The sequence below is a fragment of the Paenibacillus curdlanolyticus YK9 genome (assembly GCF_000179615.1).
Lineage (GTDB): Bacteria > Bacillota > Bacilli > Paenibacillales > Paenibacillaceae > Paenibacillus_T > Paenibacillus_T curdlanolyticus.
Window position 1 is genome coordinate 68,195 of sequence record NZ_AEDD01000005.1, and the last position, 18,633, is coordinate 86,827.

The 18,633-nt window shown below is 51.7% G+C and carries 15 protein-coding genes and 1 tRNA gene; 5 read left to right on the forward strand and 11 right to left on the reverse strand.

Annotation, left to right across the window (positions count from 1 at the left end; translation table 11 throughout):
* Positions 1-85: 85 nt before the first annotated feature.
* The 3 genes from rluF to PAECUDRAFT_RS10485 all read right to left on the reverse strand — a co-directional run bounded on the left by rluF (position 86) and on the right by PAECUDRAFT_RS10485 (position 3,506).
* Positions 86-793, reverse strand: a complete 708-nt coding sequence (rluF, locus tag PAECUDRAFT_RS10475) for a 23S rRNA pseudouridine(2604) synthase RluF (RefSeq protein ID WP_006038073.1) — start codon at positions 791-793, stop codon at positions 86-88.
* Between the two features lie 6 nt (positions 794-799).
* Positions 800-1,585, reverse strand: coding sequence for an NAD-dependent epimerase/dehydratase family protein (locus PAECUDRAFT_RS10480; RefSeq protein ID WP_006038074.1), 786 nt, complete (start codon positions 1,583-1,585; stop codon positions 800-802).
* Between the two features lie 97 nt (positions 1,586-1,682).
* Positions 1,683-3,506: an ATP-binding protein gene (locus PAECUDRAFT_RS10485; RefSeq protein ID WP_006038075.1), complete on the reverse strand. Its 1,824-nt coding sequence runs from the start codon at positions 3,504-3,506 to the stop codon at positions 1,683-1,685.
* Between the two features lie 469 nt (positions 3,507-3,975).
* On the opposite strand from PAECUDRAFT_RS10485, the gene tadA reads away from it, so the two are divergent.
* A complete protein-coding gene (gene tadA, locus PAECUDRAFT_RS10490; protein WP_267879179.1) occupies positions 3,976-4,467 on the forward strand; it encodes a tRNA adenosine(34) deaminase TadA in 492 nt (163 codons plus the stop codon).
* Positions 4,468-4,478: 11 nt separating this feature from the next.
* Here the strand turns inward: tadA and PAECUDRAFT_RS10495 are convergent, their stop codons facing one another.
* The 4 genes from PAECUDRAFT_RS10495 to PAECUDRAFT_RS10510 all read right to left on the reverse strand — a co-directional run bounded on the left by PAECUDRAFT_RS10495 (position 4,479) and on the right by PAECUDRAFT_RS10510 (position 6,810).
* Positions 4,479-4,652 carry a Spo0E family sporulation regulatory protein-aspartic acid phosphatase gene (locus tag PAECUDRAFT_RS10495; RefSeq protein WP_006038077.1) on the reverse strand — a complete coding sequence of 58 codons (174 nt, stop codon included), beginning with the start codon at positions 4,650-4,652 and terminating at the stop codon, positions 4,479-4,481.
* Positions 4,653-4,826: 174 nt separating this feature from the next.
* Positions 4,827-6,074 (reverse strand): DUF1648 domain-containing protein, encoded by a 1,248-nt coding sequence (locus PAECUDRAFT_RS10500; RefSeq protein WP_006038078.1) that lies wholly within the window; start codon positions 6,072-6,074, stop codon positions 4,827-4,829.
* Positions 6,075-6,476 carry a GntR family transcriptional regulator gene (locus tag PAECUDRAFT_RS10505; RefSeq protein WP_006038079.1) on the reverse strand — a complete coding sequence of 134 codons (402 nt, stop codon included), beginning with the start codon at positions 6,474-6,476 and terminating at the stop codon, positions 6,075-6,077.
* A gap of 148 nt (positions 6,477-6,624) precedes the next feature.
* Positions 6,625-6,810, reverse strand: a complete 186-nt coding sequence (locus PAECUDRAFT_RS10510; protein WP_040712135.1) for a hypothetical protein — start codon at positions 6,808-6,810, stop codon at positions 6,625-6,627.
* 96 nt (positions 6,811-6,906) lie between these two features.
* Between PAECUDRAFT_RS10510 and PAECUDRAFT_RS10515 the strand changes: the two genes are divergently transcribed.
* Both PAECUDRAFT_RS10515 and PAECUDRAFT_RS10520 read left to right on the forward strand, forming a co-directional pair.
* Positions 6,907-6,983, forward strand: a tRNA-Arg gene (locus PAECUDRAFT_RS10515).
* Positions 6,984-7,252: 269 nt separating this feature from the next.
* A complete protein-coding gene (locus PAECUDRAFT_RS10520) occupies positions 7,253-7,783 on the forward strand; it encodes a discoidin domain-containing protein (protein WP_006038080.1) in 531 nt (176 codons plus the stop codon).
* Positions 7,784-7,842: 59 nt separating this feature from the next.
* On the opposite strand, the gene PAECUDRAFT_RS10525 is transcribed toward PAECUDRAFT_RS10520, so the two are convergent.
* The gene (locus tag PAECUDRAFT_RS10525; protein WP_050794318.1) at positions 7,843-8,472 is read right to left on the reverse strand and encodes a TetR/AcrR family transcriptional regulator; all 630 of its coding nucleotides are present in this window, start codon (positions 8,470-8,472) and stop codon (positions 7,843-7,845) included.
* Between the two features lie 232 nt (positions 8,473-8,704).
* On the opposite strand from PAECUDRAFT_RS10525, the gene PAECUDRAFT_RS10530 reads away from it, so the two are divergent.
* Positions 8,705-10,183, forward strand: a complete 1,479-nt coding sequence (locus PAECUDRAFT_RS10530) for a DHA2 family efflux MFS transporter permease subunit (RefSeq protein WP_006038082.1) — start codon at positions 8,705-8,707, stop codon at positions 10,181-10,183.
* A 461-nt stretch (positions 10,184-10,644) separates the two neighbouring features.
* On the opposite strand, the gene PAECUDRAFT_RS24600 is transcribed toward PAECUDRAFT_RS10530, so the two are convergent.
* Positions 10,645-13,089, reverse strand: a complete 2,445-nt coding sequence (locus PAECUDRAFT_RS24600) for a basic secretory protein-like protein (protein ID WP_006038083.1) — start codon at positions 13,087-13,089, stop codon at positions 10,645-10,647.
* Between the two features lie 546 nt (positions 13,090-13,635).
* Between PAECUDRAFT_RS24600 and PAECUDRAFT_RS25235 the strand changes: the two genes are divergently transcribed.
* Positions 13,636-14,835, forward strand: a complete 1,200-nt coding sequence (locus tag PAECUDRAFT_RS25235; RefSeq protein ID WP_407636291.1) for a putative glycoside hydrolase — start codon at positions 13,636-13,638, stop codon at positions 14,833-14,835.
* Between the two features lie 93 nt (positions 14,836-14,928).
* Here the strand turns inward: PAECUDRAFT_RS25235 and PAECUDRAFT_RS24610 are convergent, their stop codons facing one another.
* Both PAECUDRAFT_RS24610 and PAECUDRAFT_RS10555 read right to left on the reverse strand, forming a co-directional pair.
* Complete coding sequence (locus tag PAECUDRAFT_RS24610; protein WP_006038085.1) at positions 14,929-17,373, reverse strand: basic secretory protein-like protein; 2,445 nt, start codon at positions 17,371-17,373, stop codon at positions 14,929-14,931.
* Positions 17,374-17,698: 325 nt separating this feature from the next.
* Positions 17,699-18,613 (reverse strand): helix-turn-helix transcriptional regulator, encoded by a 915-nt coding sequence (locus tag PAECUDRAFT_RS10555; protein ID WP_006038086.1) that lies wholly within the window; start codon positions 18,611-18,613, stop codon positions 17,699-17,701.
* Positions 18,614-18,633 lie beyond the last annotated feature (20 nt).

The window sequence follows — 18,633 nt, forward strand, 5'->3', positions numbered from 1 at the left end:
CATAACCTATACAACGTAAAAGGCTGGACCACCGGGATCGCGCTTCACGCGATTCTGGCGGTCCAGCCTTTTTTATTCATTAACGTTAACCATCTTGCGGCTCATAGCGAAGCGTACGGAACAGCTCATCGAGCTCGTCCTGATGCAGGTCGCGCCAACGCCCGTTAGCGAGATCCCCGAGATGGATGTTCATAATCCGCACGCGGCGCAGCCGCACGACACGATAGCCGAACACTTCGCACATTCGGCGAATTTGGCGGTTTTTGCCCTCGGTCAGTACAATTTTGAATATACGCTCTGCAATACGCGTAACCTGGCAAGGCAACGTCATCGTGCCAAGTATTCGCACGCCTTCGCTCATCCCTTTAATGAACATTGGGGTGACCGGACGATCTACCGTAACGATATATTCCTTCTCATGCTTGCCTTCAGCCCGCAGAATCCGATTCACGATATCGCCGTCGTTCGTCATCAGAATCAAGCCCTCTGAATCCTTATCCAGACGCCCGATCGGGAATATACGTTCAGAATGGCCTACAAAATCGACAATATTGCCCTTAATTTGCGACTCTGTCGTACTCGTGATGCCAACCGGCTTGTTCAGCGCTATGTATACATGCCGCCTAGACGCGCCGATTCGTTTGCCGTTAATGCGTACATCATCGCCCTGTTCAGCCTGACTACCTAGCTGTGCAACAATACCGTTAATCGTTACGCGCCCTTCGTCGACCAGCTTATCGGCTTCGCGTCGCGAGCAGAAGCCTGTCTCGCTTATGAATTTATTAATTCTCACCTGTCTTCACCCCATCATGCCGCTGTCCGTGCTTTCGTTGTCATCGTCATTATCACCTGTGCCCAGTGTCGCCGTATCGGAGGAGTTATACACATATACGCCTTCCGCCATGCTTCGCGTACCTGCCCGCAGCATCGCCTCAGCAACGATATCGCCGCCAATCGGCCGATATCGGCGAAGCCCGCCTAACATTAGCGGCCGAATCGCGATAGCCGCCCATGACCCGAGCAGCTCTGCCAGCCGAACCTCCTGGCGCTTGCCAAGCAGCAGCGAAGGACGAAAGAGGTGCAGCTCCGGCAGCCTCAGCTCCGCGAGTTCCTCCTCCAGCTCCCCCTTCACCCGGCTGTAAAAAAACGGCGAAGTCGTCGAGGCGCCCATCGCCGTTACGGCTACATATTTGCGAGCGTGGCGCTGTTTCGCCCACTCCCCAAGAGCTAGCGGATAGTCGAAGTCTACCATACGGAACGCTTCCTTCGTTCTGGCCTTCCGGATCGTCGTCCCAAGCGCGCAATATACGACGTCTGCCTCGACATCGGACAGCGCTTCGCCCAGACGGTCGAAATCAGCGACGATAACACGCAGCTTTGCCGCATGGGCCCCTGCTGCCGTGACAATTCTCGCCGATGCGCCATCCAACGGACGCCGCGTCAAAACCGTAAGCGTCCGGCAATCCTTATGAGCCAACAGCTTTCGCAGCAGTGAACTGCCGACCAGTCCCGTCGCACCCGCAAGCAGGGCCCGATATTCAGTTGACGGAGCCGATTGCGCTGATCCCGATAGATGCCGTTCCACGTCGCGATCCCATCCTTCTTCACCCGCATTCGCCGATGCGATCTGTAACGTCTATTGTACCTGATTTTGGGCTGTCAATCGAGACTCCTTCCGTTCTTTACAATATGGAGTGAACGGGATCTTGTTCGCCTGGCAATTCCGCCAGCTCCTCCTCCGCTACATTGCCGGGCAGCGTAATCGTCACGGAGGTTCCCACATCCACCTGGCTAACGATATCCATCGTGCCTCGATGGCTTTGAATGATACGCTGGCTCACCATTATGCCAAGCCCAGTTCCAGCTTCCTTGCCTGTAACGAACGGGTCGCCAAGCTGAGGGATCATCTCATCCGGTATGCCGCAGCCTTCGTCCGTAATCGTAATAATCGATTCGCCCCACTTGCTCTTCTCGATTGAGATATGAATGACGCCTCCCTTAGGCATCGCTTCCATTGCATTCTTCAACAGGTTAATAAATACTTGCTTCAGCTGATTCTCTTCGCAAGCGATATAACAGGTCTCCGAGCTGAAGTGGCTATCAAAAACAATGCCGCACAAATGCGCCTGGCTATCCAGCAACGACATCACGTCGCCAAGTACGAACCGAACGTCCTTCACCTCATACTTCGTCGCTTGAGGCTTCGCCAAAATCAAAAATTCGCTTACGATTAAATTAATGCGATCCAGCTCGCCCAGCATCATATCAACATGGCGAATATTAAGCTTATTCGTCTGCTGCTGCAGCTGTAGAAACCCGCGAAGCGTCGTGAGCGGATTGCGGATTTCATGCGCGACGCCCGCTGCCAACTGGCCGACCGTCGTCAGCTTCTCGGAGCGGCGCAGCAATTCCTCCATTTTGTTGCGGCTCGTCATATCGCGGGTAATGCTCGCTATTGCTCGAACGGCTCCGTTGCTGTCATGAATCGGCGAGGAGGTTACGCTAACCGAAATCCATTCGCCGCTCTTCGTCTCGCGCATCGTCTCCAGCGGAGGCTGCAGCTTCCCGGACAGCACGGCATCGATTGCTTTCTTCTCCTCGGTCATCCACTGCGGCGGAACAAGCGACAGCTTATGCCCGATCGCTTCATGCTCCTCATACCCGAACATCTGCGTAAAAGCACGATTAATCGACGAAATTTGACCGTCCAGATCAACCACATGAATCGCATCCGTCGTATGATTAATGAATGATTCCAGGTAGTCCTTCATGGACCGATTCTCCTCGAACGCATGCTTCAGTTTGCCCATATAGATGTTAATGTTTTTGGACATATTATTCATCTGCAAGGCAAGCTGGCCAAATTCGTCCCGGCTCTTGACCTTGATCATATCGTCGAATTGGCCATGCGCAACCTTCTGGACCTTCCAGATAATCGTATCCAGCGGTCGGAAGAAGCGGCCCAACAGCCAATAAGCGATGCTCGTCAATACGACCAGCAGGATCACTGACACGATGAGCTCCTCACGGACCTGTTGATGCACAAGCCGATCCACGTACTCCAGATTTAGCACAACACGAACCACAAGCGGAACAGGCTGATCATCAATCCTTGCATACCGGATCAAGGCATGTATGCCGTCACCTAACCGAATGTCTTTTATTGAAGCCTCACCTTGCTCGGCTTGCTGTATCGACTCCAGTTCTTGGGACAGGTCACCAAGCTCGTATGTTCCATACTTCAACAGAGGCTGATGATCGACCATCTTAAATGCGCTCATCTCCATGACGCCTTCGACAACGAAACCGTTTCCGGTACTCCTATCATTCATGCTTTCGGCAAGAGAACGTCCGTCCGCCAGCTTGTGGGTAACGTCTGTCAAATAAAGTCCGGCTTGCCGTTCAAGGATCGTATTCGACATCGTCCATTGATGCATCAAATTAGCCGCTAGCAGGACGAATATAATGCCTGCTATAACTAGCGTCAGCTTCTGTTTGACCGACACAATACGTCACACCCTTTTTTTACGGTTTTTCGCTCTATTTCGCTATTTTCTTCTAATAGAATCATACCATAATTACCATGAAATGAAAGCGATCCAAAAGTATCATCTCATCCCGCGCTTGTCTTCGCATTTGGGTATAAATCCGCAGCCTTCTAAAAGTTATCCCAATAATATTGTGGATAACATGTGTATTATTCTTTCGTTGCTCACATTTTGCGCACATTGTTCACATTAGTTGTACACAGTTATGGATAATCTGTTGATAAAACTGTGGAAAACTATTTGGGATATCCACATAACTATACACAAGCTGTTAACAACGAATGTTTGTTCGCGGCATAATTCGAGGTTGTTCGACATCCGTGATGCGTCGATTAACGCCGATGAACCTTTAAGCTTGTCGCGAGACGGCCAACGCTCGTCAACAGCGTCCAAACAAGATACAATAGACGCGAGGTGAATGGTTATCGTGAGTAATGAAGAACGCTTTGAGAGAGAAGAGGACCGCCGATGGATGGCGGAAGCGATTGAGGAGGCCCGCAAAGCGGAAGCAATCGGAGAAGTTCCCATTGGGGCCGTTATCGTGCGTAATGGCGAGGTCATCGGAAGAGGCTACAATCTGCGGGAGACGGATCACGATGCAACGGCACATGCCGAGATCATCGCAATTCGAGAGGCGAGCAAGCATATAGAAGCTTGGCGGCTGCTGGACAGCACGCTGTATGTAACGCTGGAGCCCTGTCCTATGTGTGCGGGCGCTATCGTGCAATCGCGCGTAAAACGTGTTGTCTACGGGACGCACGATCCTAAGGCGGGGTGTGCGGGAACATTAATGAACCTACTACAAGAGCCCCGTTTCAATCACGAAACGGAGCTCACGAGTGGCGTGATGCAAGAGGAATGCGCCTCATTGTTAACAACCTTCTTCCGCCGTCTGCGCCGTAAACCGGCGAGCAACTAGCCTAAGTTGTATTACGTTGAAGCTTTCTTCTTCGCTTGCATCTGCTGCAGTACAATTATGACGCGGTCAGCTTCCTCGCTGATCGCCAATACATCCGGGTCTGTCAAGTTACCTCGCGCTTCAGCCATCTCATGAAGCTTCTGACGGAGCGCTTGCAGTTGGGTGAGCAGTTCATTCTTATCCATGACACACGCTCTAGGCTCGCTCCTATCATGACGTAAACTCTTGTGGTATAACCACTATTATACGCAATGACAGTGTGAGAGTCTGTTGGAATCTGTCGAATATTTTGGACGTTACCATCATATTTTTCGACATACTCCAAAATTATCTAGGTCTAAATACCTGTTTTTTTACATTTAATGACGGCGATGATTGACCCATGCCAGCACTGATAGGATCACGGCAATTGGGATAAATAGAACGAACCATGCGCCAGGATGGGAGAAATCCAGCGTCCAGCCTAGACCGGATGTTTTGCGGACAAAAATGCCCTGGTCTGCAAATGATGTAATGCCCACCACGAGTAAAATCGGTACGATCAGAATGACCCATGCAAGCGGCTTGGCCGCATTGATCGTCCACCCTATCCCGACTCGCTTCTCGACCATCAGTGCAGGATCATCTGGATTCCAATATACGCTCCCCAGCTTCCAATGCCGATCCTCGCCCCGCGAAGGAATATCGAACGCTTCCCGGCCTTTATTCACGCGCATCATGTAGAAAATAGACACCCCAACTAGAACCATAGGAATAACCGCAATGAACAGCGATTCCCCTCCCATCGAGCCTTGATAGAGCGCGACTGCCTGCACCCAGCCCAACAGCAGAACGATGAAGAAGCAGAGAATAACCATTATTAGCGAAATGCCTCGGCGATATTTGCGCTCCGCCTCTGCCGATTGCTCGGGACGGCTCGGATCTAGCCGCACACTGGAGGAACTGATCGCCATATTCGTGAATGCCAAGCCCGCAATCATCGCAAGCTGAATGAAATTCAGCTGCAGAACGATCCCCCACGACTTGGCATGGGAGGCGATTACGGTGCCATCCCAATCGAATTTGGTCGGAATGATCGCAGGCATCGTGTCATACGACATAATGGCAATAACAGCACATATTATCGTTACGAGCAATGACGGAATAAACCATAGGATGCCGTACGTGTTCGGTTCGTTGCGAAAAGAGAGCATAGTCGCCGCTTGCCGCGGCTGCTCCTGCTGCCAGCCTTCCCGTTCCTTGAGCGAAAGCATCCGGCGATGAAAAGCGATAAATAAAGCGAAGCCCACGAGCAGCAGACCGAGCGTAGCCGCTGAGCCTAATAAAGGAGCAGACGCTTCATCTGCACTGGCTGCAGCGGATGTCGCGATGCGGCCAACTCCGTTCACATCAAGAAAGCCGACAAGCCCTGCTATCACCACAGCAATAATGAGCAGTAAGAGAGTATGCTGCCGGCGCATACGGGAAATTTCTGCGTGCTGCCTCTCCTTGCTTGGCACGCTCACGCCGAATGGCGTGCGGAGCGATACAAAGGGTACAGTAGCTAGCGCCAGCAATACGACCAAGTAAGGAATCAACATCGTCAACCACATGTTAAACGAGTTCATTTATATCGTCCCCCCTTCACGTCTTGCATGCAACTGCTCGAACGCTTGGCGGCATAACGCCAGCCATCGTTCCTCTGTCATCCCGCGACCGACTGCCTCCGCAGCCATCGGCCTCAGCTCTCGCTCCAGCCGCTCCTCGAACGCCAAGTCTGCCGGCGGCATGCCGCCAGCTTGCACGACCGCGCCCTTTTGCCGATGAATCTGGACAAAACCGCTATCCTTCAAAATCGAGTACGCTTTATTCACGGTATGCAAATTAATGCCAAGATCCGATGCCAATGCACGCACGGAAGGCAATGCCTGACCGGGCTTCAGCTCCCCTGTAGCAATACCCTCCATGATCTGATTCGTAAGCTGGTTGTAGATCGGGGTATCGGATTCGAGATCGATGCGAATAATCATAGCTGCACCTCCGTTCTTGACGATGTTTCTGTTATACTCGTAATATAACAGAGTTAAAGAGGGAGCGCAAAGGGAATCTCTCCTATGAATGCATGTAAAAAGCCTTTCCCTTTGAACTTTATCGGGAAAGGCTTTTGTTGCGACATTATTATTGCTTCTGCGATTGAATGTTATTGTAACCAAGTTGAATTTCATTTCCGCCACTATCCTGCACGCCTGAACGGACAGATAGATGGAGTTCCCTGCTAACAACGTAGCTGTCGTACCATGCGCCCACATCGAGCTCCACTGCATTGCCCGAAGCCGCATTTACCGTTGGAGGTGTGCCGAACATGCAGCCTTAACCGCTTCAATATAAGGCAGTGCATTCGACTCCTTCTTAACGAAGTTGCACCGTGCGAATATTCCATGGTAAAATAATCTTCACCGCGCGCCCGTAGCTCAGCAGGATAGAGCGACAGTTTCCTAAACTGCAGGTCGTACGTTCGAATCGTATCGGGCGCGCCATTACAAAGCCTTGAAACCCTTGATATATCAAGGGTTTTTTGTTTTTCTATTTAATAAAACAGCCATATTGGGCACGGACCGGAACATAACCTATACATCCCGTCCACCTACACAAACCGACAGACTTTTCACCCCGGGCTAGCTATAATCAAATGGTTCAAACGTTTGCACAAATTCAAAAAGGGGGTCTTTCCCCATAGAGAAGCACAACCGGATAGGTGATGAGATCGATACCCTATTGAAATCCCATCCCACTGAAGGAGTGATCGATGATGAACAAGAAGTTAAACGGTATCTTACGTAAAAAAGTAGCCTCTGCGACAGCGGCGCTGCTGCTTGCAAGCAGCCTTAGCGTCATTACTGCGAGCGCCAGCGGCAACATTATCCCGCTCATGACTTCCAATACGAATTCGCTAGGCACGGCATACGCAAGCAGCGAATGGGCAGGCCACGAAGCGTATCAAGCATTCGACCATAACGACAGCACGTATTGGTCAACCTCCAGCGGCTCCTACGGCGAGCTAAGATTCTCTTTCAGCAGCCAGAAGAAAGTAACGTCCTATACGCTCCGAACCTCGTCCCAAGCTGCCGGGAACACGCCGAAGAACTGGACCTTCCAAGCCTCCAATGATGGCGTGAATTGGACCGTGCTGGACACCGCAGCGTACACGCTGTCCCCGAATTTTACGTATACGTTCTCGATTCTTAACAATTCCTACTACAGTAAATACCGGCTTGTGATTACCGCTAACGGCGGGGCTTACTCGACCTCCGTCGCTGAAGTCCAGATGTTCGAGTAAGGCAAGCTCGCTTCACAAAGGCTGCATACGAAGCGCAAGACCATGTGCGATTCCATCTCCTACGAATTAAGCGTAGGAGATTTTTTTGTGTCATCCGTGCGCTCCGCCTGCTCCGAATAAGGCGTCAACAGCGACAGCTGCTTGGCAAGATATTGCGGCGTGTAAGGCATATCATTGCGAAGCCAGCACACAATAGTACCGATGACGGCGGAGGAGCCATGCCAGATCGCTATATCCATAGGCACGCTCACAGCCGAAGAAGGCATGAATACCTTCCGCTGCTCAAGCCGATTCGTGATGACATCGGACAACAGCTTTTGAAGCCGTTCCGTGAATACGGGTACGCGTTTGGATGCAAGCACAACTTTATAGAACTTCGCATGCTCCGCAATGTGCTCCAGAAGCTCGACAAGCTTCGCCCAGCTGCTCTTTAGCTGAAGCTGGCCTTCCTCCATATGCAAAATCATGCGCAGATTATGAACCATGTCATCTGCCATTTTCTCCATCAAGTCCGGGATGTCCTTATAGTGGAGATAAAATGTAACTCGGTTAATGGTGGCCCGCTCCGCTATGCGATTGACCGTTATTTTCTCAAGCTCGATCTCCTGCAGCAGCTCAATAAAAGCATCTCGAATCAATTGACGCGTTCGAATGACACGCGGATCCGTGATCGAAGGCTTGGTGGACATAGACATTCGTTCCCTTCTGCATTTGACGTTATTCGTGGACGACAATTGCTTGCTTCTGTGTGGATTTTATCCCATGTGGACGACAGATTCTGTTCATTTGTAAACTAATTTACACTTTCGAACTTACTGTTGCTTGTGAAGGAAGGGCTGGCTGTTTATAATTCTTTACACCAGTCAATTATACAACATGTTGTAAATTAGTTCACGAAGAAACAGAAAGGATTGAAACGGAATGGATACTTTATCAATTAAAAAAGGACCTCTGCTGTTTGTCATGATTCTTGGGGCATTCATTGCGGTACTGAATCAGACGATTATGAGTGTCGCTCTGCCAGAGCTCATGATCGATTTTGATATCGAAGCGTCTACAGCGCAGTGGCTGACGACCGGCTATATGCTGGTCAATGGGGTACTCATCCCGATCACTGCATTTCTTATGCAGCGGTTTACGACCCGAGAGCTGTTCCAAAGCTCGATGCTCATTTTCCTAGCGGGGACCATCGTCTCGGCAATAGCGCCGAACTTTGATATGCTGCTGGTCGGCCGCCTCGTTCAAGCTGCCGGCGCAGGTATTATTATGCCGCTGCTCATGAACGTAATCCTGACCGTCTTCCCTCCCGATAAGCGCGGAGCGGCGATGGGCATGGTTGGTTTAGCAATTATATTCGCTCCTGCTGTCGGTCCTGCGATCGCAGGCTATGTGTTGGAGCATTATGCTTGGCGTACGCTGTTCTATGGCATGATTCCGTTTGCGGTTCTCGTCATTGGCGTGGCATGGGTGTATCTTAAAAATGTTGCCGAACGCACTTATCCCAAAATTGATATATGGAGCGTACTGATCTCCACCATCGGCTTCGGCACGCTGCTCTACGGCTTCTCCAGCGCGGGCAGCAAAGGCTGGTCCGACGCCATCGTTATCGGATCGGTTGTCGTAGGCGCCGTCTCTTTGGCATTATTCACATGGCGGCAGCTGGTCAGCAGCAGTCCGCTGCTTGACCTCCGGGCATTCAAGTACAGCATGTTCTCCTTAACGACGATTATCAACATCGCAGTAACGATGGTCATGTACGCCGATATGATGCTGCTTCCGCTGTATTTGCAAAACGCGCGCGGATTCACAGCATTGGAGTCCGGCATGCTCATGCTTCCCGGCGCATTGCTGATGGGCCTCATGATGCCCATCACCGGCAGGCTGTTCGACCGGTTCGGCGCAAAATGGCTGTCGGTTATCGGGATGGTCATTACGATTCTGACCACGATCGGATTCGTCAATTTGACGGACTCTACCAGCTATACGTACTTGGTACTGATGTCTACGGGACGTCGATTCGGTATGGCGATGTTCCTCATGCCAATTACGACTGCCGGCCTGAACCAGCTTCCGGCGCGCTTGAACGCGCATGGCACGGCGATTTCCAACACGATCAAGCAGGTAGCTGGCGCAATCGGCACCTCGCTGCTCGTCACGGTCATGTCGACCCAAACGAAATCGCATCTTAAGGATATGGCTGCTTCCGGCGCATCCGGCACGAAGGAACATATGATTATGGAGGCAACGATTCAAGGAATTAACGATGCGTATCTGGTCATTATCGGAATCGGCATCGTCGGCCTAGTCCTATCGTTCTTTATCAAACGCGTAGGGCAGGCTGAAGCGGAAGCAGAAGCTGGCGCGCTTCTGGCGAAACAACCGAAGGTTAGCAAGTCCTAACCGAATAACACAAAATCGGCTGTCCTAGAAGTCATTATCAAGAGACTTTGGGGCAGCCTTCATTTGTCCCAACATGCGATGCAGGACACCGTTGCACTTTGTACAACGAGAAAGGCAAGACTGGTCTACTCCGAAGGCTCCCATTGTAGTTCGTGCAACGAGATACGATTCCAGTAGAGACACGATGTGCTCGAAACGTAGAATACTTCTTTTCCCGTTGTACAATTTGCAATGATACCTCCTCACGTCCACGCTCAAGTTGATTCCATTGTATGAACTGCAATGAGCAGGCTCCTTCACGTACCAACGCCGACTTAAATACACAACTAGACGTACCTTCCCAGTCGGTCCGCTTTCAAACATAACGCATACCGCGGCAGCGCAACAAAAACAGGGGTGTCCTCAGCCACTATGGCTCTGGGACACCCCTTCCTAATTGCCATCAACATCGAACCGCTACATCACTGATCCTTCCAACGCGCGACCGTGACGTTCACGGTTTGCGCGCCGCCTGACGTCGTCAGCGTCCGGTTGCTAATGGTAGCTCCGCTGCTGCTCACTTCCTCGCTCGCCCACGTACCCTTCGTGAACTTGTATTCAATAGATGTGCCAGCCGGCACGCTCAGCTTGATGCTGTACGTTCCGTTTGCATTTTTGGTCAGCTTATAGTTCGCATCGCCAGGATTCCAGCCGCCAACATTAGACGCCAGATACACGCTAGCGCCAGATGGCGTATTGGATGGCACCGTCACCACGAACGTGATGCTGTCGGGCTGAGGCGTGCCGGATGTAATGGTGCTGCCGACAATCGTGGACGTTCCGGCGGTGAACCGATAATTTTGCCCGCCGTTGTTATCCCATGTTCCGCTGCCGTTATTGAAAGCAGCCGTAAGTCCGGCGGATGCTCCCAGGTTGATCGTAATTTTGCTGTAGCCCGCGAACTCGGAATCCGCCAAGGCAACGCCCGGAGCCGTCGTCCATGACCCTCCATCCACCTGATAATGAATGTATGGCGTGGAGAAGCCTCGTTTGTAATAAATCGTTGCCGATTGAGCAGCCGAATTCGTCGTCGCCGTTATGGAGCCGCTCATCCCCGATAGGTTACCCGCCGTATCGACAGCCTTGACGGTAAACGCATATGCCGTCGCTTCACTCAACCCGCTGACGGTATAGCTCGCAGTTGCGGACGTGCCAACCTTGACGTTATCGCGGTAGACCTCATATCCCGCCACGTTCAAGTTATCCGTAGATGGCGTCCACGACAAGCTGATGCTCGTATTCGTCTTGCCCGTCACCGCAAGCCCAGTCGGCACGGTCGGTGCGTCATGATCAAGCGAGATTTGATACTCATTCCATAACGTATTCACATCGGCTCCCGCCAACGCCGAGAATACGCTCGTCGTCCATGTCGCGCCGTCGAATGAGGACAGGCTCGCGTTAATATCACGCAGGAAGCCATGATGCTTATGCTCGTCGATCCAACGAATGAAATTGCCCGTCTTGCCGTAGCCGTCCTGCCATGTTCCGCCCACCGGCTCGCTATACCGATCGTGATAGCCGACCTCGAATCGGACGGCATCCGCTATGCCCTCGACCATATAGCCCGGTGCAGCTCCATTATCGTTATCCTGATAAACATGCGTCAATTCGTGATACAGGATGCCGATTATTTCGTCGCGAATGGGCTTGCCCCCGTTGTAGACATTGATCAGATGCTGCGAGCTGATAAATACATCGGACTCGCTGCGCGTGCCGCCAGCGTAAGCGACGCCTTCTGCATCCTCAACTCGGATGTGAATGACCTTAGGCCCGAACTGCGCATCGCCGGGATTCGCATAGAAGAGCGCGTTGATTTTGCGTACAATAGCCGTCACTTCCTGTTCCGCATCCGGGAACGCTTGATTGATCAGGGCGCCCTTGTAGGTCGTATCCGAATTGTGGTAATCAATCACTGGCGCGATTTCATGCCACATATCCTCCTTATAGGAGAATTCAATCTCGCCAATCTGCAAAATGCTGCCGCTATGATTCGTAAAATTAAATTGATAATAGCGGTAAGCCGCTGGATTGCTGCTGATGGCGTAGTCGTTCCGCTGATGGCGGCGGTTGAAATTTTCATCGCTCCTGCTATCAATGGCCGTCCAGGAGGCACCATCGTTGGAGCCTTGCAGCGTCCAGCTTTTCGGGTCGCGCTCGCTAGCGTCATTCGCCGCCGTTATCGCATAGCCGTCCAGCGTAATGGTTTGTCCAAAATCAAATCGAACGAAGCCGCTGCTCTGGGAGGTCAGCCACTTGGTCGTGCTTGTGCCATCGTAGATTTGCGCTACGCCTTCATTAGGCGCGTTCTCGCCGCTTGCCGTAATCGTCGGCGTCAAAGGCGCATACGATTTCGACGCCCCGTCGAATAACTCGATCTCTGCAAGCTGCAAAATCGAGCCGCTATGATTAACGAATTCGAACCGGTAGTAGCTGTAAAGGCTCGTGTTCGGGATCGCATATGTCTTAACCTCGTAACGAGCGTTGAAGGTTTGATTTTGCTGCGTATCCACCAGCGTCCAGTTCGTGCCGTCATTCGAGCCCTTTACCGTCCAACTGGCCGGATCGCGCTCAGGCGAATCGTTGGCAGAACGGATCGTATATTTATTGACCGCGTATTGGCTGTTCCCGCCGAATTGATATTGAATCCAAGCCGTGCTATTGAATACGAGCCATTTGGTCAAATCATTGCTGTCAAACGCATTGCCTTTACTCTCGTCAGCGGGGCTGTTCCCATCACTGACCGTAACTATCCCGCCCTCCGACCGGTCGATCGGATATGTCCCTGCCGCCTCGGAAACGCCTTGCCCTGCCAAGAATAAACTTGCAAATACAGCTATAGCGATCAATACACCATACAGTCTTTTCATTGCGATTTCTCTCCCGTTTTTTTATTTTGATCTCTCTCTAAACTCTCGCTGGCTGGCCAGCAAATAAATGATGTTCCCTCCCTCATCAATAAAAATGGATTTTATTTCCTTTTGGAAGTCCTATTATACCAACCGAATTTAAAAACAACTTAAAGTTTTACATTTTTGATTCTTCCGGCCTCCTCTCCAGATTTTTATGCCTACTTCCCGCGGCCCCGCATATAGTTAAGGTGAACATGCCTCATCCGCTGTGACCCTGCGTTAGCATCTCGATTAAAGGAGCGCTCTGCTGTGAAAAAACTTATCGTTTGCGGTTTGTTATGCGCGCTGCTGCTGTTAACAGCCTCTTGCTCCTCGTCATCCCCGGCTTCGGACCCACCGACTGCGGCTCCGAAGCCCGACACGACGAATAGCCCCTCTACTAGTCCGCCCGCTAACCCGGTACCCAACACGACAGCACCTGATCCTGATCCCAAGCCTGCGCCCGCTTCTCCCCCGGCCTCTGCATCGCCCTACGTATTCGAGTACCCAGACGCGGTACGCGGTATTTACGTGACGGGATGGTCCGCCGGCGGCGAGAAAATGAAGACCCTGCTGAAGCTCTTAGACGATACTGAGCTGAATGCCATGGTTATCGACATCAAGGATGATGACGGCTACATCACCTTTAAACCGGAAGGCAGTCTTGCGGAATTCGGGCAGCCTTACATACGCGATCCGAAGGCGCTGATGAAAACGCTGGAAGCGCACCGCATTTATCCGATTGCCCGGATCGTTGCCTTTAAAGATACGGTCCTTGCCAAGAAGCGGCCAGAGCTGTCCTATGTGCTCAACGGAAAAGTGTGGCGAAACGGCAATGGCGACGGCTTTATTAATCCGTTCCTGAAGTCGAACTGGCAGCATAACGTGGATGCGGCGATCCTCGCTGCCAAGCTTGGGTTTCAAGAGATTCAGTTCGATTATGTCCGGTTTCCCGAAGGGTTCGAACGGAAGGATAAAGTGCTGGCGTACTCGATGGGCGAATACAAAGACAAGAAACCGACTAAGTTCATCGAGCAGGAAAAGGCGTATGCCCAAGCGACCGCCGCCTACCAAGCAGGGCTCGCTCCCCTGCAAGCCGTTTACGCTTCAGCAACGGCAGCGTATAGCAGCAATAACAACGACCTCAACAAAAAAGCGCTCAATGACGCCCAGAAGGCGCTTAGCACATACAAGAAAACCGAGCCAGCGAAGCCGGACTTCAGCGAAAAAGCGCGCTTCACACAGCTGCGCGTCGATGCCATAACGGACTTCGTACAATTTGCGCGGGAGCAATTAAAGCCTTACGGGGTCAAAGTATCGGTCGATATATTCGGCTATTCCGCCACGCTGCCTGAGGCACCGGGCATCGGACAGAACTTCAGCCGCATTTCGGCAAATGTCGATGTCATCTCTTCGATGATCTATCCGAGCCACTGGAGCGATGGCTACTTCGGCATTAAGCATCCTGACATTGAGCCTTATCGCCTCGTAACGGAATACGCCAAGCGGGAGAAAGAAAAGCTTGATGCCCTCCCCAAACCGCCTATATCGCGGCCATGGATTCAAGATTTCACCGCATCTTGGCTGGCGAAGGGCAGCTACATCCATTATGGCAAAGCGGAAGTAGATGCGCAGATAAAGGCACTCAAAGATGCCGGTATCGGTGAATACCTCATTTGGAATGCCAATAATAGGTACACTGCGAAAGTAAATTATACGCCTTAATGGGGATGACATATCCCTCGACTACTAGTCGTTTCACCATGAATAACGGGGGACAAAAGAGTCGCAGGAATTCCTGCGACTTTCCTCACTTGATTACTGGTCCTTCCAGCGTGCGACTGTAACGTTGACGGTCTGCGCTCCGCCTGACGTCGTCAGCGTTCGGTTGCCGATTGCGGCCCCGCTGCTGCTCACTTCCTCGTTCGCCCACGTTCCTTTCGTGAACTTATATTCGATATAGGTTCCTGCAGGCACGCTCAAGGTGATGCTGTATGTGCCGTTCGCATTTTTGGTCAGCTTGTAATTCGTATCCCCCGGATTCCAGCTGCCAAGATTAGAGCTCAGATAGATGCTGGCATTGGATGGCGTATTGGACGGCACCGTCACTACGAACGTGACGCTGTCGGGCTTAGGCATGCCGGAAGTAACCGTACCGCCGACAACCGTGGACGTTCCGGCCGCGAACCGATAATTTTGCCCGCCGTTGCTATCCCATGTTCCGCTGCCGTTATTGAATGCGGCCGTAAGTCCGGCTGCTGAGCCTAAGTTGATCGTGATTTTGCTATAGCCTGCGATCTCGGAATCGGCCATCAAGACCCCTGGCGCGGTCGTCCAGGAACCACCATCCACTTGATAATGAATATAGGGGGTGGAGAAGCCCCGCTTGTAATAAATCGTGGCCGATTGAGCAGCTGCATTCGTCGTCGCCGTAATGGAACCGCTCATGCCCGATACGTTCCCTGCCGTGTCGACGGCTTTAACGAAGAACGTGTAGGCCGTTGCCTCGCTTAGCCCACTGACCGTATAGCTCGCAGATGAAGCTGTGCCAACCTTCACGTTATCGCGATAGACATCGTAACCGGCTACATTTAAGTTATCCGTAGATGGCGTCCACGACAAACTGATGCTCGAAGTCGTCTTACCCGCTACCGCAAGCCCGGTCGGTACAGTCGGCGCATCATGATCCAGCGAGATTTGATACTCATTCCACAACGTGTTCACATCAGCTCCCGCCAACGCCGAGAATACGCTCGTCGTCCAAGTCGATCCGTCGAACGAGGACAAGCTTGCATTAATATCCCGCAGGAAACCAGGGCGCTTGTGCTCGTCGATCCAGCGAATGAAATTCCCTGTCGTGCCGTAACTGCCCTGCCATGTTCCGCCTACCGGATGACTATATCGGTCGTGATAGCCGACTTCGAACCGAACGGCATCCGCTATGCCTTCAATCATATAGCCCGGCGCGGCTCCATTATCGTTTTCCTGATACACATGTGTAAGTTCATGGTACAGGATGCCGATGATTTCCTCGCGAAGCGACTTGCCGCTATTGTATACATTGAAAAGATGCTGCGAGCTGATAAAAATATCGGATTCGCTGCGGCTGCCTCCAGCGGAAGCGACGCCATCCGCATCCTCTATCCGGATGTGGATGACCTTAGGTCCGAACAGCGCATCTCCGGGATTCGCATAGAAGATCGCGTTAATTTTCCGAACGATGGCCGTTACTTCTGTTTCCGCATCCGAGAAGGCTTGATTGATCAAGGTGCCTTTGTAGGTCGTATCAAAATTGTGATAATCGATAACTGGCGCGATCTCATGCCACATGTCATCCTTATAGGAAAATTCAATCTCTCCAACCTGTAAAATGTTACCGCTATGGTTCGTAAAATTGAATTGATAATAGCGGTATGCCGCTGGATTGCTACTTACCGCGTAATCTTTCCGCTGGTGGCGGTTGTTGAAATTCTCATCACTTCTGCTGTCGATGGTCGTCCAGGAGACGCCATCGTTGGAAGCTTGCAGCGTCCAGTTTTTCGGGTCGCGCTCGCTGGCGTCATTGGCCGCCGTTATCGAATAGCTCTCCAGCGCAATCGTTTGCACAAAATCGAAACGGACGTACCCGCTGCTCTGCGACGTCAACCATTTGGTCGTGCTCGTACCATCGTAGATTTGCGCCACGCCCTCGTTAGGCGCATTCTCTCCGCTTGCCGTAATCGTCGGTGTCAAGGGTGCGTACGATTTCGAAGCGCCATCGAACAGCTCGATTTCCGCAAGCTGCAAAATGGTGCCACTGTGGTTGTTAAATTCGAAGCGATAGTAGTTATAGAGCGTCGTGTTAGAGAACTGGTAAGTCTTAACTTCATAACGATTGGTGAAAGTTTGATTTTGCTGCGTATCCAACAGCGTCCAGCTCGTGCCATCGTTCGATCCCTTCAGCGTCCAGCTAGCCGGATCACGCTCGGGATAATCTTCGGCGGAGCGAATTGTGTATTGGTTGATAGCGTACTTGTCGCTTCCGGCGAATTGATATTGAATCCACCCCGTATTGTTAAATATGAGCCATTTGGTCAAATTATTGCTGTCGAAGGCACTGCTCTTGCCCTGGTTAGCAGGGCTGTTCTCGTTGCTGACCGTTACTGTCCCGCCTTCCGACCGATCGATCGGATATACGCCTGCTGCCTGCGAAATGCCTTGTCCCACAAAGAACAAACTTGCAAATACGGCAATTGTAATTAGTACACCATACAGTTTTTTCATTGCGATCTCTCTCCCGTTTTTGTTTTTTTATCTCTCTTTGGATAACTCCGACTTGCCGGCGAACTAATCACATTCCCTCCTCTGACTAAAAATTGGTTTAAATTACCTGTTGCGATCTCATTATACCAACACAAGGGTATAAATAAATTAAAAATTCACACTTTTTATAGCAAAATACTACTGTATTTAACCACTCCTTCGCGTTTAAACAAAAAAAAGCGCCCGGAAACGCCAGAAGACGTTCAGCGCAAAACGCAGCATGTGTTTAATAAGGGGATCGGTCACAGCAGCGCATTTCGTGCCGGCAGCAGGTCCCTTCTTCCCCTCAGCCCTGCTCCAGCATCCAGCAGTGCAAATGGCGAAACTCCGCCGGCGTACAGCCCGCATAGTTGCGAAAGCTACGGATGAAGTGGGCATCATCGCTCATCCCAATGCGCGATGCAATCTCCTCGGTAGGCAGCAGCGTATTGCGCAGCAGCGAAGCGGCGATTTGCATGCGAATGCCCCCCAAATAAGCCATGACCGATTGCCCTGTGCTCGATCGGAAACGGTTGTTTAGCGTCGTTTTGTTCGTATGAAACTGCTTCGTCAGATGCTCCAGCTTAATTTTATCCCGATAATGGGTGTATAAATGCGTAATGATGGGCTGCAAGCTCTTATCCACCGAAGGAAGCGAAAGCTCAGGCGGAGCAATGCCCTGCTTATAAATCCGGCTAAGGAGAAACAGCATCTCCATTAAATACGACCGGCTGCGGCAAGGCCATTGGTCATCAGGCTGCGTATTCAACATGTCCGCCATCTGGTCCAACATCATGGATACATGGCGCGCGATTGCCATATCGAGCGGGATGCAGCCATAATAGTCGTCGGAATGCTCGCGGAACGGCTTTAAGCACCATAAATCGTCATAGTCGCTGCCCGCAAGCGCATTGGGGCTGGATAACCGCTCGAACGTAAACCGGTGATTAATAATTTCCGGATGAAAATAGACGGTCTTCACGCGCAGTCCAGCGCACTCGCCCATCTCCAAGTCTGCCGACTCATTCATGCAATAGATTGCTGGCGATGTAAGCGGATAGGCGCGGCCATTCGCGAATACGATACCCGTCCCCTGCTCGACGAGTATGGCTTGGTACCGCGTTCGTACTTTATGCGTATCCCCCAGTGCCAGCTGCGTTCCGCAGCACATCGCATGCCGGAGACCGGGGAAATGATGCCGCCCTAGCGTAATCAGTTCCATGCGGGAATATGCCCCCTCCC